Origin of the sequence: Neisseria gonorrhoeae, from assembly GCF_013030075.1 — a bacterium.
In the GTDB taxonomy this organism is placed as follows: Bacteria; Pseudomonadota; Gammaproteobacteria; order Burkholderiales; family Neisseriaceae; genus Neisseria; species Neisseria gonorrhoeae.
Window position 1 is genome coordinate 160,512 of sequence record NZ_AP023069.1, and the last position, 23,733, is coordinate 184,244.

Here is a 23,733-nt window from a genome sequence, read left to right on the forward strand (position 1 = left end):
GCGGGCCCATTATGCACATCGGCGGTTATTTTATCGACAACCCCATCGCACTTGCGCCGATGGCGGGCATTACCGACAAACCCTTCCGCCGCCTCTGTCGGGCGTTTGGCGCAGGTTGGGCGGTGTGCGAAATGCTGGCCAGCGATCCGACGCTCAGGAATACCGGAAAAACCCTGCACCGCAGTGATTTTGCCGATGAAGGCGGCATCGTTGCCGTGCAGATTGCCGGCAGCGACCCCGAACAGATGGCGGATGCGGCGCGTTACAACGTCGGACTCGGGGCGCAGGTCATCGACATCAATATGGGCTGCCCCGCCAAGAAAGTGTGCAACGTCCAAGCCGGTAGCGCGCTGATGCAGGACGAGCCGCTGGTTGCCGCCATTTTGGAGGCGGTGGTCAAGGCGGCGGGCGTACCCGTTACCCTCAAAACCCGTTTGGGTTGGCACGACGACCATCAAAACCTGCCCGCCATCGCCAAAATCGCCGAAGATTGCGGCATTGCCGCCCTTGCCGTCCACGGGCGCGCGCGCACGCAAATGTACAAAGGCGAGGCGCGTTACGAACTCATCGCCGAGACCAAAAGCCGTCTGAACATCCCGGTCTGGGTCAACGGCGACATCACTTCGCCGCAAAAAGCCGCCGCCGTCCTCAAACAAACCGCCGCCGACGGCATCATGATAGGGCGCGGCGCGCAAGGCAGGCCGTGGTTTTTCCGCGATTTGAAGCATTATGCCGAACACGGCGTTTTACCGCCTGCCTTGAGTTTGGCAGAATGCAGAGCCGCCATTTTGAACCACATCCGCGCCATGCACGCGTTTTATGGTGAGACCGTCGGTGTGCGCATCGCACGCAAACACATAGGCTGGTACATCGGCGAAATGCCCGACGGCGAACAGGCGCGGCGTGAAATCAACCGCTTGGACAATGCGGCGGCGCAATACGACACACTTGCCGGTTATCTTGAAAGGCTTGCCGGAAAAACCGACCGTTGGGCGTGCGGCTATCGGGAAGGGTAGGGCAGTATTGCCATGCCGCCGTTCGGGTTCGGACGGCATCTGTCTGCATGGTTCGGAGGTCGGGCGGAATCCAGGCCGGCGAATGTCGAAAACAATAAATGCCGTCTGAAAACGAGTGGAACGGGTTTCGCCAAAAGGCTTTCAGACGGCATTCCGTCTTAAAAACATTTCAATCAAAAGGATATGCGATGAACCCTGCGACTGCGGACATTGCGCAATGTATCGAGCAGAACTTGAACCAATATTTCAAAGACCTGAACGGCACCGAACCTTGCGGCGTGTACGATATGGTACTGCATCAGGTGGAAAAGCCGCTGCTGGTGTGCGTGATGGAGCAATGCGGCGGCAACCAGTCCAAAGCCTCCGTGATGCTGGGACTGAACCGCAATACCTTGCGTAAGAAACTGATTCAACACGGTTTGCTGTGAATATGTCGGCAACCGTCCGTATCTTGGGCATCGACCCGGGCAGCCGCGTAACGGGTTTCGGCATCATCGATGTCAGGGGGCGCGATCATTTTTACGTCGCCTCCGGCTGCATCAAAACGCCTGCCGATGAGCCTCTGGCAGACAGGATTGCCGTGATTGTGCGGCATATCGGCGAAGTCGTTGCCGTTTACAAGCCGCAACAGGCGGCGGTGGAACAGGTGTTCGTCAACGTCAATCCGGCATCGACGCTGATGCTCGGTCAGGCGCGCGGAGCGGCATTGGCGGCTTTGGTCAGCCATAAGCTGCCCGTTTCGGAATACACGGCCTTGCAGGTCAAACAGGCGGTGGTCGGCAAAGGCAAGGCGGCGAAAGAACAGGTGCAGCATATGGTGGTGCAAATGCTGGGACTTTCGGGAACGCCGCAGGCGGATGCGGCGGACGGTCTTGCCGTCGCGCTGACCCACGCCTTACGCAACCACGGGCTTGCCGCCAAACTCAATCCTTCGGGGATGCAGGTCAAGCGCGGAAGGTTTCAATAGTTTCAGACGGCATTTGTATTTTGCCGCCTGAAAAGAAAATGTGTACCGAGATGAAATTTATATTTTTTGTACTGTATGTTTTGCAGTTTCTGCCGTTTGCGCTGCTGCACAAGATTGCCGGCCTGATCGGTTCGCTTGCCTACCTTCTGGTCAAACCGCGCCGCCGTATCGGCGAAATCAATTTGGCAAAATGTTTTCCCGAATGGGACGAAGAAAAGCGTAAAACCGTGTTGAAACAGCATTTCAAACACATGGCAAAACTGATGCTCGAATACGGCTTATATTGGTACGCGCCTGCCAAATGCCTGAAATCGCTGGTGCGCTACCGCAATAAGCATTATTTGGACGACGCGCTGGCGGCGGGGGAAAAAGTCATCATCCTGTACCCGCACTTTACCGCGTTCGAGATGGCGGTGTACGCGCTTAATCAGGATGTCCCGCTGATCAGTATGTATTCCCACCAAAAAAACAAGATATTGGACGAACAGATTTTGAAAGGCCGCAACCGCTATCACAACGTCTTCCTTATCGGGCGCACCGAAGGGCTGCGCGCCCTCGTCAAACAGTTCCGCAAAAGCAGTGCGCCGTTCCTGTATCTGCCCGATCAGGATTTCGGACGCAACAATTCGGTTTTTGTGGATTTTTTCGGCATTCAGACGGCAACGATTACCGGCTTGAGCCGCATTGCCGCGCTTGCAAATGCAAAAGTGATACCCGCCATTCCCGTCCGCGAGGCGGACAATACGGTTACATTGCAATTCTATCCCGCTTGGAAATCCTTTCCGAGTGAAGACGCGCAAGCCGACGCGCAACGTATGAACCGCTTTATCGAAGAACGCGTGCGCGAACATCCGGAACAATATTTCTGGCTGCACAAGCGTTTCAAAACCCGTCCGGAAGGCAGCCCCGATTTTTACTGACTACATAAAATTACAAAACAAATCAGGCGTTTCAGATCAAAAACCCCGATTGTTTTTGGGAATTTGAAACCCGGGTTGTACAAACAGGATTTGCCGGACGGTTTTAACGGTTCAGTTGTTTGTAAAAACAATGCTTTTTTAAAATTGACAAAAAACGAAATCGGTTTTAAAGGCTTATTCCGAGAACAAAGGGGAGTGGATGCCGAAAACCCGGTTAATATATTATAGTGGATTAACAAAAACCAATACGGCGTTGCTTCGCCTTAGCTCAAAGAGAACGATTCCCTAAGGTGCTGAAGCACCAAGCGAATCGGTTCCGTACTATTTGTACTGTCTGCGGCTTCGCCGCCTTGTCCTGATTTTTGTTAATCCACTATAAAATTAAATTTGTTTAAAAACATAAAGTTGTAAACAAGTATCTCATATAAGCCTTTTTCATTAAACAGATAGTCAGATATTTTGTGCTAAAAATTTATATAATATTTAAATTAATATCAAGTTATAAAAAATATATGGAATTTTATTTTGTTTATTTATAATTTTAAGCAATAATCTAAATCAGGCATTTTTATTCCCCTGTTTTAAAAAATATTTGGCAAGGTGTGAAAAAAGGCGTACATTCCGCTACACAGAATTACAGATACAGCGGAGCAATGCCGTCTGAAAGGATTTTCCGGTCAGTCTTGCGGTTGGTCGGGGTTTCATCGGATACGGTGAAACGAAAGTTTGCCGGCGCAGGGTTGAGCTACGCGGGTAAAGCCGCAGGCGAAAGCCTGTATTGTTTGTGAAGCGTAAATCTCTGATTTGAGGTATTGGGGCAATCCTGTGGGGGTTGCCTCTTTTTTTATCCGCCTTTTAATGACACAATAGGCGCAAGTCTGTTTTTGAATGCAAGGTACTGCCATGAATACGATTTTGGCTTTCGATATTGAAACCGTACCCGATGTGCAGGGTATCCGTACGTTGTATGACTTGCCGTCTTCCCTGCCGGATGACGAAGTGGTGCTGTTCGCGCAGCAGAAACGCCGCGCACAGACCGGCGGCGATTTTATGCAGCACCACCTCCATCAGGTTGTGGCGGTTTCCTGCTGTATGCGCTGGGGGCAGGACAAGGTTCATGTCGGCACCATCGGCGAGATGGACGATGGCGAGGAAGTGGTTATCGCCAAATTTTTCGAGTTGGTGGAAAAACATACGCCGCAACTGGTCAGTTGGAACGGGGGCGGGTTCGATTTGCCCGTACTGCATTACCGCTCCCTGATATACGGCATCAACGCCGCGCGCTATTGGGATACGGGCGACGGCGATTTCGGCGACAGCCGCGATTTCAAGTGGAACAACTACATCAGCCGTTATCACCAACGCCACTGCGATTTGATGGATTTGCTCGCGCTTTACCAGCCGAGGGCGAATGTGCCGCTGGACGATATGGCGAAACTGTGCGGCTTTCCGGGCAAGCTGGGTATGGACGGCAGCAAGGTGTGGGAGGCGTTCCACGCGGGCAGGCTGAAGGAAATCCGCAATTATTGCGAAACCGATGCCGTGAATACGTATTTGATGTATCTGCGTTTCTGTCTGGTCAGCGGCAGATTCGACGCGGACGAATACGAAATGGAAATCAAGCGGATCAGAAACTATCTCTCCGCCCAAACAGAAGACAAACCGCATTGGGCAGAATTTGTCCAAGCGTGGAAATAGAAACCTGCTGTCCGAAGGCGGTACGCTTGTGCCGCCGTTTCGGTTTCAGACGGCGTATGGTGGATTAAATTCAAACCGGTACAGCCTTGCCTCTCCTTGCCTTACTATCTGTACTGTCTGCGGCTTCGTCGCCTTGTCCTGATTTTTGTTAATCCGCTTTAAAAGCTGTATCCGTGCCGTCTGAAGCCTTTTCCAGTCAAACCAAACAATATTGAAAGAAAAAAATGAGCAAAACCGTCCGTTATCTGAAAGATTACCAAACGCCTGCCTACCGCATTCTTGAAACCGAACTGCATTTCGACATTGCCGAACCGCAAACCGTCGTGAAGTCGCGTTTGACGGTCGAGCCGCAGAGGGCGGGCGAGCCGCTGGTGTTGGACGGTTCGGCAAAACTCTTGTCCGTCAAAATCAACGGCGCGGCGGCGGATTATGTGTTGGAAGGCGAGACGCTGACGATTGCAGACGTACCGTCCGAACGCTTCACCGTCGAAGTGGAAACCGAAATCCTGCCGGCGGAAAACAAATCGCTGATGGGGCTGTATGCTTCCGGCGGCAATCTGTTTACCCAGTGCGAGCCGGAGGGCTTCCGCAAAATCACGTTCTACATCGACCGTCCGGATGTGATGTCCAAGTTCACGACCACCATCGTCGCGGACAAAAAACGCTATCCCGTTTTGCTTTCCAACGGCAACAAAATCGACGGCGGCGAGTTTTCAGACGGCCGCCATTGGGTGAAATGGGAAGACCCGTTTGCCAAACCGAGTTATCTGTTTGCTTTGGTCGCGGGCGATTTGGCGGTAACGGAAGACCGTTTCACCACCATGAGCGGCAGAAACGTCAAAATCGAGTTTTACACCACCGAAGCGGACAAGCCCAAGGTCGGCTTTGCCGTGGAATCGTTGAAAAACGCGATGAAGTGGGACGAAACGCGCTTCGGGTTGGAATATGACTTGGATATTTTCATGGTCGTCGCCGTAGGCGATTTCAATATGGGCGCGATGGAAAACAAGGGTTTGAACATTTTTAACACCAAGTTCGTCCTCGCCGACAGCCGCACCGCCACCGATACCGATTTCGAAGGCATTGAATCCGTGGTCGGACACGAATATTTCCACAACTGGACGGGCAACCGCGTAACCTGCCGCGACTGGTTCCAGCTTTCGCTGAAGGAAGGGCTGACCGTGTTCCGCGACCAAGAGTTTTCCGGCGACCGCGCCGGCCGCGCCGTGCGCCGCATCGAGAACATCCGCCTGCTGCGCCAGAACCAGTTCCCCGAAGACGCAGGCCCGACCGCCCATCCGGTGCGCCCCGTCAGCTATGAGGAGATGAACAATTTCTACACCATGACCGTTTATGAAAAAGGCGCGGAAGTGGTGCGGATGTATCATACCCTGCTCGGCGAAGAGGGCTTCCAAAAAGGCATGAAGCTATATTTCCAACGCCACGACGGACAGGCAGTGACCTGCGACGATTTCCGCGCGGCGATGGCGGATGCGAACGGCATCAATCTCGACCAGTTCGCCTTGTGGTACAGCCAGGCGGGCACGCCCGTTTTGGAAGCCGAAGGCCGTCTGAAAAACAATGTTTTCGAGTTAACCATTAAACAAACCGTGCCGCCCACGCCCGATATGGCGGACAAACAGCCGATGATGATTCCCGTCAAAGTCGGGCTTCTGAACCGCAACGGCGAAGCGGCGGCATTCGATTATCAGGGCAAACGCGCAACCGAAGCCGTGTTGCTGCTGACCGAAGCCGAACAGATCTTCCTGCTCGAAGGCGTAACCGAAGCCGTCGTTCCCTCGCTGCTGCGCGGGTTCAGCGCGCCGGTGCATCTGAACTATCCGTACAGCGACGACGACCTGCTGCTTCTGCTCGCCCATGACAGCGACGCCTTCACGCGCTGGGAAGCCGCCCAAACGCTCTACCGTCGCGCCGTCGCCGCCAACCTTGCCGCACTTTCAGACGGCATCGGGTTGCCGAAACACGAAAAACTGCTTGCCGCCGTCGAAAAAGTCATTTCAGACGACCTCTTGGACAACGCCTTCAAAGCCCTGCTTTTGGGCGTGCCGTCCGAAGCCGAACTGTGGGACGGCACGGAAAACATCGACCCGCTGCGCTACCATCAGGCGCGCGAAGCCTTGTTGGATACGCTTGCCGTCCGCTTCCTGCCGAAATGGCACGAATTGGACCGTCAGGCGGCGAAGCAGGAAAACCAAAGTTACGAATACAGCCCCGAAACCGCCGACTGGCGCACGCTGCGCAACGTCTGCCGCGCCTTCGTCCTGCGCGCCGACCCCGCGCACATCGAAACTGTTGCCGAAAAATACGGCGAAATGGCGCAAAACATGACCCACGAATGGGGCATCCTGTCCGCCGTCAACGGCAACGAAAGCGATACGCGCAACTGCCTGCTGGCGCAGTTTGCCGACAAGTTTTCAGACGACGCGCTGGTGATGGACAAATATTTCGCCCTTATCGGCTCAAGCCGCCGCAGCGACACCCTGCAACAGGTTCAAACCGCCTTGCAGCATCCGAAATTCAGTCTCGAAAACCCCAACAAAGCCCGTTCGCTCATCGGCAGCTTCAGCCGCAACGTCCCGCATTTTCACGCACAAGACGGCAGCGGCTACCGCTTCATCGCCGACAAAGTCATCGAAATCGACCGCTTCAACCCGCAGGTCGCCGCCCGCCTGGTGCAGGCGTTCAACCTCTGCAACAAGCTCGAGCCGCACCGCAAAAACTTGGTGAAACAAGAATTGCAGTGCATTCGGGCGCAGGAAGGATTGTCGAAAGACGTGGGCGAAATCGTCGGCAAGATTTTGGGTTGAGGCAGTCAAACAGAAAAAACAAGGGTCTGTACCAGATTAGCAGATATGTTGCCCTCGAAATATGAAGATAACACACTGCAAATTAAAGAAAGAAGTACAAAAAGAACCGCTCCGTTCTTTTGTACCGGAAGTTACCGCCCGTTCTGCCGCCGATATTTTGGGTATCCATCCCGATTCGGCGGCACTGTTTTACCGTAAAATCCGCACGGTTACCAACCATCGTTTGGCCTTGGCTGCCGATGAGGTTTTCGAGGGCCCCGCCGGGCCGGGCGCAAGCTGTTTCGGCGGACGGCGTAAAGGCAGACGCGGTCGCGGCGCGGCAGGAAAAGCGGTTGTCTTCGGCATTCCGAAACGCAACGGGCGGGCCTATACCGTTGCCGAGGACAATGCCGAGCCTGAAACGTTGCCCCCTGCCGTCAAAAAGAAAATCATGCCGGACGGTATTGTTTATGCCGATAGCCCGGGCAGCCGCGGCAAGTCGGACGCGGGCGGTTTTATCCGTTGCCGCATCAACCGTTCCAAGGAATTTGCAGACCGTCGGAACCACATTAACGGCATTGGGAACTTTTGGAATCAGGCAAAACGCGCCTTGCGAAAATACAACGGAATCGATCGTAAACCTTTCCCGCCGTTGTTGAGGGAATGCGAATTTCGACTTAACTTCGGCACACCGTCCCGGCAGCTAAAAATCCTGCGGGATCGGTGTGGAATTTAGGGATAATCTAGTACAGCCCCTAAGATAAAGAAACGGCAACACACGCCAACAGAAAAACATATTTGAACTTCATCATATTTTCCACATAAAAGGCAGCCTGAAAATCTTTCAGGCTGCCCTTGTCAAATTATTCCTAGCTTTCGGCTTTTTTGGCAAACCAAACAATCCGATTACCCGCATAATACTTTCCATTTATTGAAATCCGACAAGCCGCGCCCAAAAAATGCCATGCACTGCCGATTTCCGCAGCAATCTTTGTACCGTTTTCTTCAAATTCCAAATATTCACCCAATAATAAACTTGAAACAGAACACGCGGGCAGCAAGTGCCCACCCTACGCTTATTCAAATAATTTGATTAAATAAAGAATAAAGAAAAGGCATCAGGAACAAAATTATAATCTGCCACTTGACTCGCACCGCTTTTAAAGTAAGGGGCATCAAAACCAAAACCGCAAAAAAATAATTTTTGCATTGATTTTTAATAGATTTAAAATTCAAATATAGTGTTTCTCCAGGTTTAAAAAGTTTATCTTTATCTATATATTTGATGCTTTCCCTATCCAAAATAAATATTTCAAACATTAAAAAATCATTACATGACCAAGCCAAATCATAAATTTGATTCAAATGGGTATCATAAAGATAAAAATAATAAGGTTTGGGAACAGGTAAAATATTTAATGGAAAAGGAGGATTAATTTTCTTAATATCTGATGACTGATATCCATATCTTTCTATATTCTTAAAAATTTCATCTTTCTTAAGATAACAAGACATTTTGACAATCATAACCTGTTCATCAGATATATTATTTATTTGCATGGCGCGTATAACACGCCATGCCTGATTAAAATTAGTCTCCCTTACCTTAGAATTTATTATCTTTTCCAAAGATGAAAATGCCCCTTATCTTGAACTCTCCAGTTAGAACCTGGAAGTTTCGTACCTCTTAAATGTGTATTAATATTTCTTATAGTTTCATTAAAATGCCACGCGCTGCCGATTTCAACGGTAATTTTCGTACCGCTTTCTTCAAATTCCAGGTATTCCCCCATTAGCGAACGCAAAGAAGCAGACGCCATCCCGGCTTCGTTATGATAAACCCGCCTGCCGTTGATATAGACTTCCGCCCCTGTCCGTTTCAAATTCCAAAAATTCCGTACTGAAATTTCCATATCCCGATATTGTGCAGACCATGTTTTTTCGAAGGTTTTCATAAAATTTCCTATACCTGTCCAATCGGCACATATCAATTGCATTATTACATCTCAATACGATAAATATTTCTTAAGTCAAAATGCAAGCCTGACCGTACCTCAACTGTCAAAATTTTATTATTTTTTATTGATTTTAAGACAATTTCTGAAAAATTCTCTTCGCTTTCTCCCTTTTGTAGAAGCACATCAGAAAAAATAAAACTTTCCCGATTAAATTCATAAATATGTTTCAACCATTCACCTCCTCTTTCTGTAAGGCAAGATTCAGTTTCATTCTTCCTTATTGTATAAATATTTCCTTCACAAAATCTGAAATAAATCCATAAATCCATCTTATCCATAATTAAAGAAAAAGTTTCACCTCGAGATTTTGTCAACAATTCGCAAGGTTGCGATGTTGCAATCAAATAGCCGAAAGACATTTTTTACCTCATACATGGTCGAAATCAGTTTCTGTTAGTTCAGAATCCATTTTTTCGTCAACAACTGAATCCGCATTTTTGAATTAACGTTTTCATCAGCTGCCGTTTATCTAAACCGGCAGGTTCAGTTTCAGAATAAGCCTTATATGAAGACTGTAAGCATTTCAGAAAAAGATCATCAGAAGGCATATCTGCCGAATCAAATACAACTGTTTTGATTTTGGTACTTACCCAAAACCCTTTTTGCTCTTTTTCTACTATACGGAAATTCAGAATATTTCCAACCGAATCAAAAGCACGGTAAACATCATCCATCAAATCCTGCGGCTCTATTTTCTTTTCCAATTCCGACAATCCTTGAAATATATCCAAAGACACATCTTCAAATAGAAAAAAAGGAGGAGTTAGAAGCGGTTTTTCCATGATCTGTCCGTAGATTTTGATTCCCAAGGGCGATGACGACCAATTCCCTGTCCAGGCAAAGTCTTGCCCGTATTATCCGTAACTCGACGATGATAATGGGGAAATTTTCCAATAGGATGACCTGTTCTATTACCGAAAGGGGCTATCCGCATATTATTGCCGATTTTAATCTCACGTCCATATTTAGCAAAGGAAACAACCTTTCCTGCAGCACCTACATCACCAGGAATTGCGCCTAATCCGCCAGCAACATCTCTAACAGAAGCTGGTCTGCCTGTCGTTGCATAACTAAAACCATGCTGTGTCCACATACCAATGGCAGCACCACCCAAGATAGCCAATGGAAGAAAAGCCCCTTCAGTCTCCTTCATCTCCTTCTGAGAAAGCTCCGCCAACTGCATCGGCGCATCTGCCCGCGTGTGGAACACTTGGTCTTCAAATGCCTGATTGTCCAATCCGTTTGCCATTGCGGGGGCGATCATAGACAGCATCATTACGGCTGCGGTGATTTGTTTTTTCATAATAACTCCTTTGGATTACAAGGTTGGAAAATCAAAATCTGCTTAAAATGTATGCTGTACGCCCAATTTCAGTTCGGAACTGCTTTGCCCTGAAACGTTGAAACGTGCGGATGCGTTTAAAGCCGCGGTTTTGGTGAAACCGAAACCTGCGCCGAAATGGGCGTAGGTGGATGTGTTTCTTGCGGATTCTTTTTTGCCGTCTATGCGGTCGGGCTGTTTGCCCAGCCATTGGATGCCTCCGGTCAGGCTGATTCTGTCGTTGGCGGCAAATGAGATGTTGGGATTCAGCATCCAGTAATTGCCTGCTTTGTATTTGACGTCGTCTGAAAGGGTTTTGCTGCCGTTGATGCGGTAGGCGGCGGTGAGGGAAAGGACAATCGGATCTATGGCTTTGTAGGTGGTGGCGCCGATGAGCCACGATTTTCCCGACGAGGCTTTGTTGCGCGATTTTTCGTAAACCGTGCTTTCGAGGAAAGCGATGAGTGCGGGATTTTTGCCGTCTTTGAGGAAGGTGTGGCTGATGCCGGCGGATATGTCGGACATCCGTTTGTTGCGGGTTTTGCCGTTGCCGTCGAGTTTGCGTTCTTCGTGCCACAGATAGCTGCCGCTGCCGTAAATGTCGGTATTGCCGGTCAGTCCGTAGCGCAAACCGAGCGTGCCGGCGAGCATATCGGTATTGCTGCCGTTTTCTTGAATTTCGGTCGGGACGGGGATAAAGGAAGCGGAGCCGGTCTGAATGTAAACCGGTGCGGCAAGTTCGGAACGGCTGTTTTCGCTGTTCAGGTAGGTAAGGGAAGTTTCCAGTTTCCATTTTCCCTTGTCGGTCATTATGTCTTCGATATTCAGCGGCAGATCAGTGCGGACACATAATGGCACAAAGCTAACAAATACTAAGAGAATATTTTTCATGACATTGTTTTCTTGATTGAAATCAAAGTCTACTGATGTTAATGAAATTCCATGTAATCTGTCTAAATAATATTTTTAACGATATTTTCAATACTGATTGTTTTTTTCTTATCAATATTTGTTTACTGCTTTATTGCACAAGAGAAGGCCGTCTGAAAACCTCGTATTTAATTTTCAGACGGCCTTTTGCCTTTTCAAATTCAAACCAATCAAACGGTTTTATTGCTTCATCGCGTTGGTCAAGGCTTTGACGTTGTGGCGGTACATGCCGATGTAGGTGTCTGCGGGCGCGTTGCCGAGTGCGTCGGAATACAGTTTGCCGCTGACGTTGACGCCGGTTTCTTTGGCGATGCGGTCAACCATGCGGGTGTCTTTGATATTTTCGGTAAATACGGCTTTGATGCCTTCGCGTTTGATTTGCCGGATGATGGCGGCGACTTGTTTGGCGGACGGCTCGGCTTCGCTGCTCACGCCTTGCGGGGCGATGAAGCTGATGTTGTAGCGGTTGCCCATGTAGGAAAATGCGTCGTGCCCGGTCAGGACTTTGCGTTTGGCGGCAGGGACGGCATTAAATGCGGCTTGTGCGTCGCTGTGCAGTTTTTTAAGCTGCATTTGGTAGTTGCCCAAGCGTTGTTGATAATAAACTTTGCCTTCGGGATCGGCCTTTATCAGGGCTTCAGCGACGTTTTGGGCATAGTCGGACATAAGAACAGGGTCGTTCCAGACGTGGGGGTCATATTCGCCGTGGTCGTGGTGGTGTCCTTCGTGGTCATGATCGTGGTCGTGATGGTGTCCGCCTTCTTCTTCGGCTTTGAGGGGTTGGATGCCTTTGGTCGCTTCGGCATAGGATACTTTGCTCTGTTTGACGGCGCGTTGGATGTCGGCGGCTTCAAGTCCCAAGCCGTTGAGCAGGACGAGTTTTGCACTGCGGATTTTTTTAATGTCGCCACTGGTCATGTGATAGGCATGAGTATCTTGGTTGGCTCCGACGAGGCTTTGTACGGCTACGCGCTCACCGCCGATTTGTTTGGCTACGTCGCCTAAAATGCTGAAACTGGTTACAACCGGAAGGGGTGCGGCAGTTGCGGCGGTGGCCAGCAATGCGGCAATAAGGGTAAGTTTGAGGTGTTTCATAACTGTTTTCCTGTGATATAACATAACATTCATTATGGTAAAACAAGCCGCCTGTTTGTTCAAGCGGCTTGCGGGGTCAGGTGGTGTGGTGGCGGTGGTTTTTGAACCATTTGGGCAAGATGCCGCCTTCTTTGCCGAGTATGACGGAAAAGAGATAAAGGACGCTGCAACAGAGGATGATGGCGGGGCCGGAAGGGATTTCGATGTGGTAGGAAATGAGCAGCCCGATCAAACCGCAAAAAAGGGCGATGAGGACGGACAACAGAATGAGCGTCCCCATATTTCTTGCCCATAAGCGGGCGGTAATGGCGGGCAGCATCATAAGTCCGACCGACATCAGGATGCCGAGAGCTTGGAAGCCGGATACGAGGTTCATAACGACGAGGATGAGGAAAACGACGTGCCAAAGCCCGCCTTTGCCGTTGACGGACTTGAGGAACAGGGGGTCTATGCTTTCTAGCACCAGGGGGCGGTAGATGACGGCAAGGGTAATGAGCGTGAGGCCGGAGACGGCGGCGATGAGTTGCAGTGCGGGAATATCGACGGCAAGCACAGATCCGAAAAGGAGGTGGAGTAAATCGACGCTGCTGCCGTTTTTGCTGATGAGGATTACGCCGATGGCGAGGCTGCTCAGGTAAAAGGCGGCAAAGTTGGCATCTTCTTTCAGGGTGGTAAAGCGGCTGACGAGTCCGGCAAGCAGCGCCATCAGCATACCGGCGGCAAACCCGCCCACACCCATAGCGGGCAGGCTCAAGCCGGCAAACATGTAGCCGACGGCGGCACCGGGCAGGACGGCGTGGCTCAATGCGTCGCCTATCAGGCTCATACGGCGCATGACGAGGAATACGCCGACGGGTGCGGCGCTGAGGGACAGGCAGAAGACGGATGCGAGGGCGTAGTGCATGAAGTCGAATTCTGCAAAGGGGGCAAGGAGCAGGTCGTAGAGGTTCATGGTGTCTGGTGTGGGGCGTGGTTTCGGGCAGTATTTATGAGGCGCACCAGTCGGGGCTTTCCTGTTGCTGCATTTTGGCGCTGGCTTGGGCGAGGTAGGATTCTGTCAGAATGGTCTCGGTTGCGCCTGCCGCAATTTTTTCGCGGGCGAGCAGCAGGGTATTGGGAAAGTAGGCACGGACTTGTTCGTAATCGTGCAAAACGGCAATGATAGCGTGTCCGCCGCAATGGCATTTTTGCAACACGTCGAGAAGCTCGTAGGTTGTCCGTGCATCAACAGCATTGAAAGGTTCGTCCAAAAGCAGGAATTTTGCATTTTGAACCAGCATCCGGGCGAAAAGGACGCGTTGGAATTGTCCGTTTGAGAGGTGGGCGATTTGGCGGCGGGCAAACTGCCGCATACCGACACGCTCCAAGGCTTCGTGAACGCGTTGTTTTTGAGCGGTATTTATCCCTTTGAAAAAACCGATTTCATACCACAGCCCCATTGCCGCCAAGTCGAAAACGGTCATAGGCTGGGAACGGTCGATGTCGGATTGTTGGGGGAGATAGGCAATGTTTTGACTGGTCAATCCGTCCAGCCGGATGCTGCCCGTATCGATAGGCTGCAATCCCATTAAGGATTTGAGAAAGGTAGATTTTCCTGCGCCGTTGGGACCGAAAACCGCCCACATACTATGTTCTTCAAAAGTAATGTCGACGTGGTGTACGGCGGGGCGGCGGCGGTAGCTGACCGTCAGGTTTTCAACGATGATGCTCATACCGATACCGCCCAAAGGTAAACACCCCATAAAAGGAATACGGCAATCAGGGCGAGGAAGAGTCGGAAGGTCAATCCTGACAGTAAGAGGGAAGGTGTCATAATGATTTGCAGTTTTGAAAGGGAAGTTGGCAAAGCGGTTATCGTTATATGGCGGATATGATACTGTATAACGTTTAGTCTGTAAATTCTGCTTGAATAGGCGGGAGTGATTGTTAATTAAGGTGGATGAGGGTCAGGCATATCGTTGCCTTGCCGGCATCGCGGCAATAAAAAATGCCGTCTGAACGTTCAGACGGCATTGGGGGAAAACGGTTTGAATCAACCTTTGCGTGCAGGCAGTTTTTCTTTGATGCGTGCAGCTTTGCCGGTCAGACCGCGCAGGTAGTACAGTTTGGCACGGCGTACGTCGCCACGGCGTTTGACTTCGATTTTCTCAACAGTAGGGGAATACAGTTGGAAAGTACGTTCAACACCTTCGCCGCTGGAGATTTTGCGGACGATGAAGTTGCTGTTCAAACCACGGTTGCGACGGGCGATAACCACGCCTTCGTAGGCTTGCAGACGGCTGCGGGTACCTTCCACGACGCGTACGGATACGACTACGGTGTCGCCCGGTGCGAATTCGGGGATTTCTTTGTTCAGGCGGGCAATTTCTTCTTGCTCGAGCTGTTGAATCAGGTTCATTGTTTTTTCCTAAATTATGATTGGATTTCCCGTTGCTCTTGTAGGATTTTATTCAAGAGGCGGGATTCCTTTGGGATTAAAACGCGCTTTTCCAAAAGATCGGGTCTGCGCTCCAAGGTGCGGCGCAGCGATTGTTCCAACCGCCATTCCGCTATCAAGCCATGATTTCCGGAGCGCAATACTTCCGGAACAGCCATGCCTTGAAATTCTAAGGGTTTGGTGTAGTGGGGGCAGTCCAAAATACCGCTTGAGAACGAATCCTGTTCGGCAGACTGAATGTCGCCCAATATGCCGGGTACGAGCCTCAATACCGCATCCATCAGCATCATGGCGGGAAGCTCTCCGCCGGAAACGACGAAGTCTCCGATGCTGATTTCTTCATCGACGCTGCTTTGCAGCAGTCTTTCGTCTATTCCCTCATAGCGTCCGCACAGCAGAATCAGATGCGTAAGTTCTGCCAGTTCTGCCGCTTTTTGGTGTGTCAGCGGTTTTCCTTGGGGGCTGAGGTAGATGACTTTTGCGGTTTGGGAAGATTGTGCTTTGGCGTGTTCTATCGCCGCATGAAGCGGCGGAGCCATCATAATCATTCCCGGACCGCCGCCGAACGGGCGGTCGTCGATATAGCCCAATCTGTTGTCGGCAAACTTTCGGGGATTGACTGCTTCAAACTGCCAGATTCCCTGTCTGTTCGCGCGTCCCGTTACGCCGTAGCGGGTAATGCTGTCGAACATTTCGGGGAAAATGGTAACTGCCTGGATAAGCATCAGTAGTCCAAACCCCAGTCGGCAGTAATGGTCTTGCTGCCGGTATCGACGGTTTCGATATATTGGGAAACGAACGGAATCAGAATCTGCCCGTGTTCTCCGTCAATCATCAATACGTCGTTTGCGCCGGTTTCCATCAGGTTGCTTACCTTGCCTAAAACGGTATCGTCTTTGTTGACGACGGTCATGCCGACCAAGTCTGCCCAGTAGTATTCGTCTTCTTCTGTCGGGGCGAATGCTTCACGGGGTATTTCGATGGTGTAACCGCGCAATGAGAATGCTGAATCGCGGTCGTCTATGCCTTCGAATTTGACTTGGAGTTCGCCGTTGACGACTTTTCCGGCTTCAAGGGTAACGCTGACGGTTTTGCCGTCCTTGGCCAAATGCCACTCGGGGTAGTCCAAAAGGCTGTCGGAATATTCGGTGTTGGCGGCAATTTTCAGCCAGCCTTTTATGCCGAATACGCCTTTGATGTAGCCCATGGCTACCCGGTTTTGAGTGTCTGTCATGGCGGCAAACGCGGATTAGACGGCTTTTTGTTCTTTAATCAGTTTTGCAACGGAGTCGCTGACTTGCGCGCCTTGTGCAATCCAGTGGTTCAGGCGGTCTGCATTGAGGCGGACGCGCTCTTGTTTTTCGTTGGCTACGGGGTTGTAGAAGCCTACGCGTTCGATGAAGCGGCCGTCGCGGCGGCTGCGTGAGTCAGTAACGATGACGTTGTAGAAGGGGCGGTGTTTCGAGCCACCGCGTGCCAAACGGATAACTACCATTTTGAGTCCTTTTGAGAAAATCGGATATATGGAAACTGCCGATTTTAGGTTATTTTGTGGCCGGTGCGCAAGTTTTTATTTGTTTTTCCTGTTGTTTTGTCTGCCGCAAGGTTCAGATATGCGCGGTACAGGTTTTTTTCGGTGTCCGATTCCTTGAGGGTAAATCCTGATTTTTCAGCAAGTTTGATCATGGGGGTATTGGTTTTGAGAATGTCGGCACTCATGCTCAGGTAGCCTTGCTGTGCGGCGGTTTGGATGATGAGTTCCATCATTTTCTGTGCCAGCCCGCTGCCGCGCATATGTTCCGCCAGTGTGATGCCAAATTCGCATTCGTTGCGGTTCAGGCGGCTGTGGCGGACGACGGCGACGATGTTGCTGTCGGCATCCCTTGCCGTCCATGCGGTTCACAGTGGTAATCGGGGTTGCACAGGCGTGCCAACGTGGCTGCGGGCAGTTCGTTGGTGTGGGTCATGAAGCGTGTGTACCGTGCTTCGGGGCCGAGGCTGCGGACGAACTGCTGTTTGGCTTCTGCGTCTTCGGGTAAAAGGGGGATAATGGTAACGGTCGTGTTGTTTTTTAGGGACAGTGTTTTGGGGTGTGCTGCGGGATAGGGGGCAAGTACGTTGGGTACGGCTGCTCCGGTTTCGGTTTTGCTGCCGAGCAGTTCTGCGGCGGCTTCGCTTGTGTGGCGGAGAAATTCGGCGGCTGTCGGGTTTTTGTGTTCCAGGTATGCGGCGGCACTCTGCATTTTTGCGGCGGCATGTTCGAGGGTTTGGGCGGCTTTGCCTGTGTTCTTGCGTTTGGGCGTGTCGTGTGTTCCGGGTGTCTTTAAGATGAAATCGCTGCTGTATTGTCCGCCGTTGAGGTTGAGGGTGATGCCGAAAATGTGTTGGCGGTATTCGGGGATGACGGTCAGTGTGTGCAGGAACTGATCGAGGGTTTGTGTGCCGTCGAGTTCGGCAAAGCGGGCAAGGTGGCGGCTGTCGAGCGTGGTAAACGGCGGGAGTACGGCAGTGGTTTGTCCGTTGCAGCGTGCGGTCAGGATGTCGCCATAGAGGGGGTGGCTGCCGAATTGGAATTGGACGGCGTTATGGGTGGTGTGCCGGTAGGGGGAGGTGCAGGGCTTCGGCGAGCAGGGCGGGATTTGCCGCTGCAAGGGCTTTTTTGATGTTTTGGGGTTGCGGTGTTTTCAGACGGCATGGCTGCGGCGGTGCAATGTCGAGCTGTGCCTGTTTCAGGGCGGCGGCGGTGTTACGGTAGGAAAGGGTGCGGATTGCCTGTGCGGGGGTGTCGAAATGTGTTATGCCGTCTGAAAAGGGGCTGTTGACGAGCAGGGGTTTGGCGGTCTGTTCGGACAGGCGGATAAGGGCGCGTGCTGTTTTTTTGTAATCCTCGTGTCCGGAGGGACCGAGGATGGTCAGGACGGCTTGGGTGTCGGGGCGGGCAAGCTGACGTGAGGCGATGTCGTGGCAGATTGAGGGTGTGGGTGTGCCGGTCAGGTGTCCGTTGCGGATGTGGTGGGGAAGGTTGGGAAAGTGGAGGGTGAGGTTTTTTGGTGCGTGCGCGTGCAGCCATTCGGCAGGCGTGTCGGACAGGATGTCGAGTCGGGACAGGGGTGGAAGGTCGGACAGTTGGGCGCTCAGTGCGGCTTCGAGGTCGTCGGCGTTGAAACTGATGAGGAAGTTGCAGTGTCGGGCGAGGCAGTGCAGTACGGCACGGTCGGTTTCTGTCGTGAGGCAGGTGATGTGGAGAATCAGCGGCGTATGGCGGGTAAATTGGCGGATTGCGCTGAACAGCCTGCGCTGATCCTCTTCAGGGTTGTGGTGTAGGACGGCGGTTTTGGTGTGCAGGCTGTGTCCGAAGCGGTTGAGCCAATCGGCGGATGTGATGGGGCTGATGCCGGGATGCAGGTTGATGTGGCGGGATGTGCCTTGACGGAGTTTGTTCAGGATGTTGTCGATTTGGCGGCTGACGGCGGCATTGCCGGTCAGTATGGCGGTATGGCCTGCGGCATATCCGTCTTGGGTACTGATGTTGAGTCCGAGTGAGGGCAGTTGGATGCCTGCGGTGGTGTAGGCGGTGATGTTGAGTCCGTTGCCGTGGTGTTTGCGGATGGCAGTTTCGGCGGTGTGCAGTTCTGCGGCAGACAGGCTGTCCCAGTCCTGTATGAGGATGATGTGTCGGAGCTGCTTTTTACGGCAGGTTTTGAGGAGGGTGTCGTAACTGTCGGGCGGGGTAACGGTAATAATCAGGTCTGCACTGCCGGGGATTTTGTTGAGGCTGGTGTAGGCGGGAAGCCCGGCTATGGTGTGGTGGCGCGGGTTTACGGGGGTGATTTTTCCTTGAAAGGGCGTACTCAGCAGGTTGCTGAGTACGCGTTCACCCAGGCTGTACGGTTGTTCGCTCGCGCCTATCAGGATAATGTGGTTGGGCATGAAGAAGTAGCCCGGATCGGTTTGTGCCGGCATGATATATTCCTTTGCGGACGGTATGTGCGTGATTTTTGGAGATGCACCCGCTGTGTGTTTGTTTTGGGGTAACTGTTTGTGCAATGCCGTCTGAAGCGGGTTCAGACGGCATTATGGTCAGTTCGCACTTTTTTCTGTTTTGAAACCGGTTTTTTTCTTGGGCAGGATAAAGCGCATCCGCAGACCGTTCGGTTTGATGTTTTCGGCGATGATTTTGCCGCAGTGCTGTTCAATAATATGTTGGGTCAATGCAAGCCCCAGTCCTGTTCCGGGTTTGTTGGCGCTGGAGTCTGCACGGTAGAAAGCGGTGAAGATGTGCGGGAGCTGCATTTCGTCCACGCCGGGGCCGTTGTCGGTAACGTCGATTATCCAGTGTTTGTGGTCTTGTCCGATGTTGATCAGGATGGTGCTGCCTTCGGGACTGTAGTTGACGGCGTTGCGGATGACGTTGTCGAAGGCGCGGTACAGGTAGCTTTCGTTGGCAAGGATGGTTGTGTTTTCGGGGATTTTTCCGTCGGCAGACAGGGCGACCGTCTGTCCGTTCTTTTGGGCGATACTTTGGTTGTCTTCTACCAGGTTGCCCAGGAAGGGCAGGAGTTTCAGGCTTTCTTTTTCCAAAGCCATATTGGAGGTTTCGAGGCGGGACAGGGTTAACAGTTCCCCGGCCAGCGTATCCATGCGGGTCAGTTCGCCTTCCAGCCGTTTGAGATATTGCTCCCGTTTTTGGGGCTGTGCCTGAATCAGTCCGACAATTGCCTGCATACGGGCAAGCGGGGAGCGCATTTCGTGGGAAACGTGGTGGAGTAGGTAACGTTCTTTGGCGACAAGTTTTTCGAGTTTTTCTGCCATTTTGTCGAATTGGATGGCAAGATGGGACAATTCGTCGTCGCGGTCGTCGACCTGTTGGGAGATGCGGGTTTCAAGTTCTCCGTTTGCCACCCTGTCCATGCCGTTGCCTAAGATTCTGATGGGTTTGGCAATGTTGCCGGCAAGGATATATGCCATCAGCAGTCCGACAATGATGATGAAGGAGAGGATGATGAATTCGTGCCAAATCGGGGCAAGCGGCAGGCCCGGGATAAACAGCGGGCTGGGCAGGCGTTGTGCCTGGTGGTTGTCCCAGCCTTTAATGAAGAACAGGTATTCTTCGCCGAAACGGTCGTATTCGATGCGGACAAGGTTGGAATGGGGGTTGTTGGCGGCAAACAACCGGGCGCGTTCTATGGTGTAATTGTCGATATAGCGGTTTAAGATGTCTTTTTTCTCGTCGCCCTGTATGACGTAAACGGCGGATGAGACGGGGCTGTTTTTCCATTCGGTCAGGATTTCGCGCGCGCCGTTGTCGCCCCGTGTCTTGAATGCGGAAATAATGCTGCCCATCAATGTGGTTTCGATGGTGCGGCGTTGGTTGAATTGGTTTTCGGCAAGGGTGTTCTGCACCAGCCAAAAAGAAAAACTCGCCACAAAGATTGCGCAGACGATAACCGCGCAAAATGTGGCGAAAATGCGTTGGAACAGTTTCATTTGCCCGCTGCTTCAGTTTTTGACAAACAGGTAGCCCAAGCCGCGTACGGTTTGAATCAGGGAGGCATCGCCCAGCTTGTGGCGGATGCTGGAGATGTGTACGTCGATACTGCGGTCGAATTTTGCCAGTTTGCGGTCGAGTGCTTCGACGGACAGGGTTTCTTTGCTGACTACCTGTCCGGCATGGCGCATCAGGACTTCGAGCAGGTTGAATTCGGTGCTGGTCAGTTCGAGCGGCATGTCTTTGACGGATGCCTGGCGTTTGGCGGGGTATAGGACGACATCGCTGACGGAGATGCTGTTGGGTGCGTTGTTCTGTTCGCCGCTGTGTTGTGCTCGGCGGAGGATGGCATTGATGCGTGCCAAGAGTTCGCGTGGTGTGCAGGGTTTGGGGACATAGTCGTCCGCACCCATTTCCAAGCCGATGATTCGGTCGATGTCGTCGCCTTTGGCGGTCAGCATGATGATGGGGACGGTGCTTCGGGCGCGTACGTTTTTCAAGACATCCAAGCCGTTCATTTTGGGCATCATGGAATCCAATACGACTACATCGTATTGCCCGCTCAGGATTTCCTGTACGCCTGCTTCCCCGTCGGGAACGCTGCGGACGTTCAGACCTTCGGCGCTCAGGTATTCGGTCAGCAGTTCGGTCAGCAGGGCATCGTCATCTACGAGTAATACGCGGCTCATGGTGTTTCCTTTTCGTAAGGGTATGCCCCGACCCTGTTTCGGGCGTGGCGTGAAAAGATTGTTTGACAGTTTATCTTAACACGGCTGCAATGTTTTTTGATAGCGTATTTCCCTACCGGTTTGCTGTTTTTTGCAATGTCTTGCATGGAGCTTTACATTTCGGGCGGTATCCGCATCCGCCGACGCGGGTCATTTGCAGGGTTTTGTTTCCGGATGGCCGGGAGCGGCGGCGAAGGCTTTGCAGTCTTTGAGCAGTTCGGGCAGCAGCGGTGCCCATACGGGCAGTTTGCGGATTTCGTCGGCGTATCGGGGCATCAGGTAGGGGTAATAGGACTGTGTTGCCCGCATCCATTGTTTTGCTTCTGCAACTTTGCCTTGCCGCATCAAGTAGAGGGCGATGCGGTAGGTGGCGGAGTAGGGGCGGTATTTTAGTGCTTTGAGGGTTGCTTCTTCCGCCCAAGTCTGGGTTTCGGGGTATTCCGGCAGGGCGAAGTTTACGAGGGAGAAGTCGGCATAAAAGGACAGCATCGGGCTGTTTGCGGAAATATAGCGCAGTTCGTTGATTTTCCGGTTGAGGGTTTTGGCACTGTCGTCAGCGGCGGGGGAAAAGGAGTTAACCAGCCGGGTGTATGTCCAGTCCAAGTGCAGCAATCCTGCGAATATGGCGGCGGAGGCGGTCAGTATGCCGAGATTGGCGGCTTTTTTGAAGGCGATGCCGTCTGAAGCCTCTGCGGGGGACAGAAAGAGCATCAGTCCGAAGGGGATGAGGAAATAGACATACCACAAAGGATATTCGAGCATACTGTGGCACATACTGACGGCAAGCGCGCACAGCAGGAAAAGTGATGCGGGGGTCAGGGAGCGTTTCAGCAGCCCGGCAATGCCCGTCAGCAGGGTTGCGGCAACCAGAAGCGTGCCGCTGATCCCCATTTCTGCAAGGAGTTGGAGGATGATGTTGTGGGAATGGGTGAACAAGGTGCTGAGGAAGTTGTCGTGTATGGTGTGCTGTTCGGCATTGATCAGGAAGGTTTGTTGGGCAAAACTGTTCCAGCCGTGCCCGAATATCGGGGCGGACTGGAAGGCGGCAAGGGCTTTATTCCATTCGCTTTGGCGCGGCAAGTCTGTGAAACCGCCGTTGGCGACGCGTTCGACGGCAGTTTCGTAGCGGATGCCTGTAAAGGTTTCCAGAATGGCGTTCATGGAAAATTGGAACAGCGCGGTAAGGAATACGGCTGCGGCTATGCCGAGCATCGTCCGTCTGTTGGATTTGTCCGAACGGAAATACCAGAAGGGAAGGATGAGGGCGATGGCGGCTATGTAGGTCAAGATGGTGCGCGAATTGACCAAACCTAAAACGGCGGTCTGCATAATCAGGCAGATTGCGCCGAGGGCTGCGGGGATTTTTCGTTGTCCGTTGAGGTAGGCGGAGGCGAGTATGCCCCACATGAGGTAGTGTCCGAGGTTGTTGCGCTGCCCGATGTGTCCGATTACGCCTTGCCCTCTGTGAACGATGATGTTTTGAAGCAGGGGGGTGTTTTCCCAGCCGGCAAACTGGATGACGACGATGCAGGATTGAAGCAGGGAGCCGATAAGCAGCGACCAGGCAAACAGGGTAACGATGCGTTCTTGTCCGTAGTGTGCGACCAAACTCTTGCAGGCCCACGCGCTGACGGCGAGCAAGATGAAAACCCAAGAGGCGATGTCGTTCATTCCGGGATAAATCAGGTTCATCAGGCGTGCCTGAAGCCACCAAAATGCCGCCATTGCAAACAGGAGGAAGCTGATGGCGGGGATTTTGACATCAAACAGCTTTTTTCCTGCCGTGAGGAACAACAGGACAATCAGGCCGGCCGCGGCGGCGGCATCGTGGTAAAAGTCGGGCGACGGTTTCAGCCTGAGTGCGAAGGTAAAGGGGATGATGCCTATCCAAAGGAAGCAGGGCAGGATGTAAATCGGCAGTTTGGCGGCGGGGCGCGCGCCGGATACGGTCGTTTCAGCGGACATTGTTTGTTTCCTTGTATTGTTTGACGAACGACAGGCAGGATATGAAGAAGATGATGCTGAATACTGCGGAAAGCGCGGCGCAAATTTTTTCTGCGGGATAGGCGTCGAACAGGCGCATGACGGCTTCGGCAAAGTAAATCAGAACCAGCATGGAGCTGTATTGGTAGGTATAGATTTTTTTCTTTAGAATACCTGAAAGCGGCAGGCAGAGGGGCAGGGCTTTGAGCGCGAGCCACGAACCGCCCGGGCGTAACGGTGCAATCCATAATTCCCAAGAAAGGGATAGGGCAATCAGTGCAATCAGGCTGAAGGAGGCAAGGAAGTAAGCGGTTTGTCTGTTCAC

Annotated in this window: 27 protein-coding genes and 1 pseudogene; 9 read left to right on the plus strand and 19 right to left on the minus strand. The window is 52.1% G+C overall.

The features are described 5' to 3' along the window. The first annotated feature begins 11 nt into the window (after positions 1-11). From dusB to HT085_RS00815, 9 genes are all read left to right on the plus strand, one after another. Positions 12-1,016, plus strand: a complete 1,005-nt coding sequence (dusB, locus tag HT085_RS00775; RefSeq protein WP_003687441.1) for a tRNA dihydrouridine synthase DusB — start codon at positions 12-14, stop codon at positions 1,014-1,016. Positions 1,017-1,028: 12 nt separating this feature from the next. Continuing rightward, entirely contained in the window at positions 1,029-1,178 is a 150-nt protein-coding gene (locus HT085_RS00780) for a hypothetical protein (protein ID WP_003694809.1), read from the plus strand. A 26-nt stretch (positions 1,179-1,204) separates the two neighbouring features. Then, entirely contained in the window at positions 1,205-1,444 is a 240-nt protein-coding gene (locus tag HT085_RS00785) for a Fis family transcriptional regulator (protein WP_003687442.1), read from the plus strand. Positions 1,445-1,446: 2 nt separating this feature from the next. Next, positions 1,447-1,983, plus strand: a complete 537-nt coding sequence (gene ruvC / locus HT085_RS00790) for a crossover junction endodeoxyribonuclease RuvC (protein WP_003687445.1) — start codon at positions 1,447-1,449, stop codon at positions 1,981-1,983. 50 nt (positions 1,984-2,033) lie between these two features. After that, on the plus strand, positions 2,034-2,903 hold the full coding sequence (locus HT085_RS00795; protein ID WP_010356740.1) for a lipid A biosynthesis lauroyl acyltransferase: 870 nt from the start codon (positions 2,034-2,036) through the stop codon (positions 2,901-2,903). Positions 2,904-3,556: 653 nt separating this feature from the next. Then, entirely contained in the window at positions 3,557-3,691 is a 135-nt protein-coding gene (locus HT085_RS12000; protein ID WP_010951004.1) for a hypothetical protein, read from the plus strand. A gap of 115 nt (positions 3,692-3,806) precedes the next feature. Continuing rightward, positions 3,807-4,601 carry a 3'-5' exonuclease gene (locus HT085_RS00800; protein WP_003686851.1) on the plus strand — a complete coding sequence of 265 codons (795 nt, stop codon included), beginning with the start codon at positions 3,807-3,809 and terminating at the stop codon, positions 4,599-4,601. A 224-nt stretch (positions 4,602-4,825) separates the two neighbouring features. Next, the gene (pepN, locus tag HT085_RS00810) at positions 4,826-7,429 is read left to right on the plus strand and encodes an aminopeptidase N (RefSeq protein WP_003690614.1); all 2,604 of its coding nucleotides are present in this window, start codon (positions 4,826-4,828) and stop codon (positions 7,427-7,429) included. Positions 7,430-7,490: 61 nt separating this feature from the next. Continuing rightward, the gene (locus HT085_RS00815; RefSeq protein ID WP_048596853.1) at positions 7,491-8,144 is read left to right on the plus strand and encodes an IS1595 family transposase; all 654 of its coding nucleotides are present in this window, start codon (positions 7,491-7,493) and stop codon (positions 8,142-8,144) included. Positions 8,145-8,277: 133 nt separating this feature from the next. On the opposite strand, the gene HT085_RS12110 is transcribed toward HT085_RS00815, so the two are convergent. The 19 genes and pseudogenes from HT085_RS12110 to HT085_RS00905 form a co-directional block, all read right to left on the minus strand. After that, the gene (locus tag HT085_RS12110; protein ID WP_003687452.1) at positions 8,278-8,469 is read right to left on the minus strand and encodes a hypothetical protein; all 192 of its coding nucleotides are present in this window, start codon (positions 8,467-8,469) and stop codon (positions 8,278-8,280) included. 19 nt (positions 8,470-8,488) lie between these two features. Further along, on the minus strand, positions 8,489-9,037 hold the full coding sequence (locus HT085_RS00820) for a hypothetical protein (RefSeq protein ID WP_103195334.1): 549 nt from the start codon (positions 9,035-9,037) through the stop codon (positions 8,489-8,491). Beyond that, positions 9,025-9,363, minus strand: a complete 339-nt coding sequence (locus HT085_RS11640; protein ID WP_003687455.1) for a hypothetical protein — start codon at positions 9,361-9,363, stop codon at positions 9,025-9,027. Before HT085_RS11640 ends, HT085_RS00820 begins: the two co-directional genes overlap by 13 nt. Positions 9,364-9,407: 44 nt before the next feature. Beyond that, positions 9,408-9,785, minus strand: coding sequence for a hypothetical protein (locus HT085_RS00830; RefSeq protein WP_003690617.1), 378 nt, complete (start codon positions 9,783-9,785; stop codon positions 9,408-9,410). Positions 9,786-9,842: 57 nt separating this feature from the next. Next, a complete protein-coding gene (locus HT085_RS00835) occupies positions 9,843-10,208 on the minus strand; it encodes a hypothetical protein (protein WP_003687460.1) in 366 nt (121 codons plus the stop codon). After that, the gene (locus HT085_RS00840) at positions 10,190-10,729 is read right to left on the minus strand and encodes a hypothetical protein (protein WP_003687462.1); all 540 of its coding nucleotides are present in this window, start codon (positions 10,727-10,729) and stop codon (positions 10,190-10,192) included. Before HT085_RS00840 ends, HT085_RS00835 begins: the two co-directional genes overlap by 19 nt. A gap of 42 nt (positions 10,730-10,771) precedes the next feature. Further along, on the minus strand, positions 10,772-11,638 hold the full coding sequence (locus HT085_RS00845) for a hypothetical protein (protein ID WP_003687465.1): 867 nt from the start codon (positions 11,636-11,638) through the stop codon (positions 10,772-10,774). A gap of 219 nt (positions 11,639-11,857) precedes the next feature. Next, entirely contained in the window at positions 11,858-12,772 is a 915-nt protein-coding gene (locus HT085_RS00850; RefSeq protein ID WP_003687468.1) for a metal ABC transporter solute-binding protein, Zn/Mn family, read from the minus strand. A 76-nt stretch (positions 12,773-12,848) separates the two neighbouring features. Then, positions 12,849-13,724, minus strand: coding sequence for a metal ABC transporter permease (locus tag HT085_RS00855; RefSeq protein WP_003687469.1), 876 nt, complete (start codon positions 13,722-13,724; stop codon positions 12,849-12,851). Positions 13,725-13,758: 34 nt separating this feature from the next. Further along, positions 13,759-14,484 (minus strand): metal ABC transporter ATP-binding protein, encoded by a 726-nt coding sequence (locus tag HT085_RS00860; RefSeq protein WP_169577348.1) that lies wholly within the window; start codon positions 14,482-14,484, stop codon positions 13,759-13,761. A gap of 320 nt (positions 14,485-14,804) precedes the next feature. Beyond that, positions 14,805-15,170: a 50S ribosomal protein L19 gene (rplS, locus tag HT085_RS00865; RefSeq protein ID WP_002217809.1), complete on the minus strand. Its 366-nt coding sequence runs from the start codon at positions 15,168-15,170 to the stop codon at positions 14,805-14,807. 14 nt (positions 15,171-15,184) lie between these two features. After that, a complete protein-coding gene (trmD, locus tag HT085_RS00870; protein ID WP_003687474.1) occupies positions 15,185-15,934 on the minus strand; it encodes a tRNA (guanosine(37)-N1)-methyltransferase TrmD in 750 nt (249 codons plus the stop codon). Beyond that, positions 15,934-16,443, minus strand: a complete 510-nt coding sequence (gene rimM, locus HT085_RS00875) for a ribosome maturation factor RimM (RefSeq protein WP_003690619.1) — start codon at positions 16,441-16,443, stop codon at positions 15,934-15,936. Before rimM ends, trmD begins: the two co-directional genes overlap by 1 nt. Before the next feature lie 15 nt (positions 16,444-16,458). Beyond that, on the minus strand, positions 16,459-16,704 hold the full coding sequence (gene rpsP / locus HT085_RS00880) for a 30S ribosomal protein S16 (RefSeq protein WP_003687476.1): 246 nt from the start codon (positions 16,702-16,704) through the stop codon (positions 16,459-16,461). 44 nt (positions 16,705-16,748) lie between these two features. Beyond that, a pseudogene (locus HT085_RS00885) lies at positions 16,749-19,172 on the minus strand (bifunctional acetate--CoA ligase family protein/GNAT family N-acetyltransferase). A 117-nt stretch (positions 19,173-19,289) separates the two neighbouring features. Then, positions 19,290-20,696, minus strand: coding sequence for a two-component system sensor histidine kinase MisS (gene misS, locus HT085_RS00890; RefSeq protein WP_003687478.1), 1,407 nt, complete (start codon positions 20,694-20,696; stop codon positions 19,290-19,292). Between the two features lie 12 nt (positions 20,697-20,708). Further along, entirely contained in the window at positions 20,709-21,386 is a 678-nt protein-coding gene (gene misR / locus HT085_RS00895; RefSeq protein ID WP_002214312.1) for a two-component system response regulator MisR, read from the minus strand. A gap of 189 nt (positions 21,387-21,575) precedes the next feature. Next, a complete protein-coding gene (locus HT085_RS00900) occupies positions 21,576-23,390 on the minus strand; it encodes a PglL family O-oligosaccharyltransferase (protein WP_003690624.1) in 1,815 nt (604 codons plus the stop codon). Continuing rightward, positions 23,380-23,733 carry a DUF2069 domain-containing protein gene (locus HT085_RS00905; protein WP_003690627.1) on the minus strand — a complete coding sequence of 118 codons (354 nt, stop codon included), beginning with the start codon at positions 23,731-23,733 and terminating at the stop codon, positions 23,380-23,382. The genes HT085_RS00900 and HT085_RS00905 overlap by 11 nt, the downstream gene beginning before the upstream one ends.

Bases quoted from the DNA above. Each gene is read 5' to 3' on its own strand.
- dusB (WP_003687441.1), top strand. From the start codon at position 12: ATGCACATCGGCGGTTATTTTATCGACAACCCCATCGCACTTGCGCCG.
- HT085_RS00780 (WP_003694809.1), top strand. From the start codon at position 1,029: ATGCCGCCGTTCGGGTTCGGACGGCATCTGTCTGCATGGTTCGGAGGT.
- HT085_RS00785 (WP_003687442.1), top strand. From the start codon at position 1,205: ATGAACCCTGCGACTGCGGACATTGCGCAATGTATCGAGCAGAACTTG.
- ruvC (WP_003687445.1), top strand. From the start codon at position 1,447: ATGTCGGCAACCGTCCGTATCTTGGGCATCGACCCGGGCAGCCGCGTA.
- HT085_RS00795 (WP_010356740.1), top strand. From the start codon at position 2,034: ATGAAATTTATATTTTTTGTACTGTATGTTTTGCAGTTTCTGCCGTTT.
- HT085_RS12000 (WP_010951004.1), top strand. From the start codon at position 3,557: ATGCCGTCTGAAAGGATTTTCCGGTCAGTCTTGCGGTTGGTCGGGGTT.
- HT085_RS00800 (WP_003686851.1), top strand. From the start codon at position 3,807: ATGAATACGATTTTGGCTTTCGATATTGAAACCGTACCCGATGTGCAG.
- pepN (WP_003690614.1), top strand. From the start codon at position 4,826: ATGAGCAAAACCGTCCGTTATCTGAAAGATTACCAAACGCCTGCCTAC.
- HT085_RS00815 (WP_048596853.1), top strand. From the start codon at position 7,491: ATGAAGATAACACACTGCAAATTAAAGAAAGAAGTACAAAAAGAACCG.
- HT085_RS11640 (WP_003687455.1), bottom strand. From the start codon at position 9,363: ATGAAAACCTTCGAAAAAACATGGTCTGCACAATATCGGGATATGGAA.
- HT085_RS00830 (WP_003690617.1), bottom strand. From the start codon at position 9,785: ATGTCTTTCGGCTATTTGATTGCAACATCGCAACCTTGCGAATTGTTG.
- HT085_RS00835 (WP_003687460.1), bottom strand. From the start codon at position 10,208: ATGGAAAAACCGCTTCTAACTCCTCCTTTTTTTCTATTTGAAGATGTG.
- HT085_RS00840 (WP_003687462.1), bottom strand. From the start codon at position 10,729: ATGAAAAAACAAATCACCGCAGCCGTAATGATGCTGTCTATGATCGCC.
- HT085_RS00845 (WP_003687465.1), bottom strand. From the start codon at position 11,638: ATGAAAAATATTCTCTTAGTATTTGTTAGCTTTGTGCCATTATGTGTC.
- HT085_RS00850 (WP_003687468.1), bottom strand. From the start codon at position 12,772: ATGAAACACCTCAAACTTACCCTTATTGCCGCATTGCTGGCCACCGCC.
- HT085_RS00855 (WP_003687469.1), bottom strand. From the start codon at position 13,724: ATGAACCTCTACGACCTGCTCCTTGCCCCCTTTGCAGAATTCGACTTC.
- HT085_RS00860 (WP_169577348.1), bottom strand. From the start codon at position 14,484: ATGAGCATCATCGTTGAAAACCTGACGGTCAGCTACCGCCGCCGCCCC.
- rplS (WP_002217809.1), bottom strand. From the start codon at position 15,170: ATGAACCTGATTCAACAGCTCGAGCAAGAAGAAATTGCCCGCCTGAAC.
- trmD (WP_003687474.1), bottom strand. From the start codon at position 15,934: ATGCTTATCCAGGCAGTTACCATTTTCCCCGAAATGTTCGACAGCATT.
- rimM (WP_003690619.1), bottom strand. From the start codon at position 16,443: ATGACAGACACTCAAAACCGGGTAGCCATGGGCTACATCAAAGGCGTA.
- rpsP (WP_003687476.1), bottom strand. From the start codon at position 16,704: ATGGTAGTTATCCGTTTGGCACGCGGTGGCTCGAAACACCGCCCCTTC.
- misS (WP_003687478.1), bottom strand. From the start codon at position 20,696: ATGAAACTGTTCCAACGCATTTTCGCCACATTTTGCGCGGTTATCGTC.
- misR (WP_002214312.1), bottom strand. From the start codon at position 21,386: ATGAGCCGCGTATTACTCGTAGATGACGATGCCCTGCTGACCGAACTG.
- HT085_RS00900 (WP_003690624.1), bottom strand. From the start codon at position 23,390: ATGTCCGCTGAAACGACCGTATCCGGCGCGCGCCCCGCCGCCAAACTG.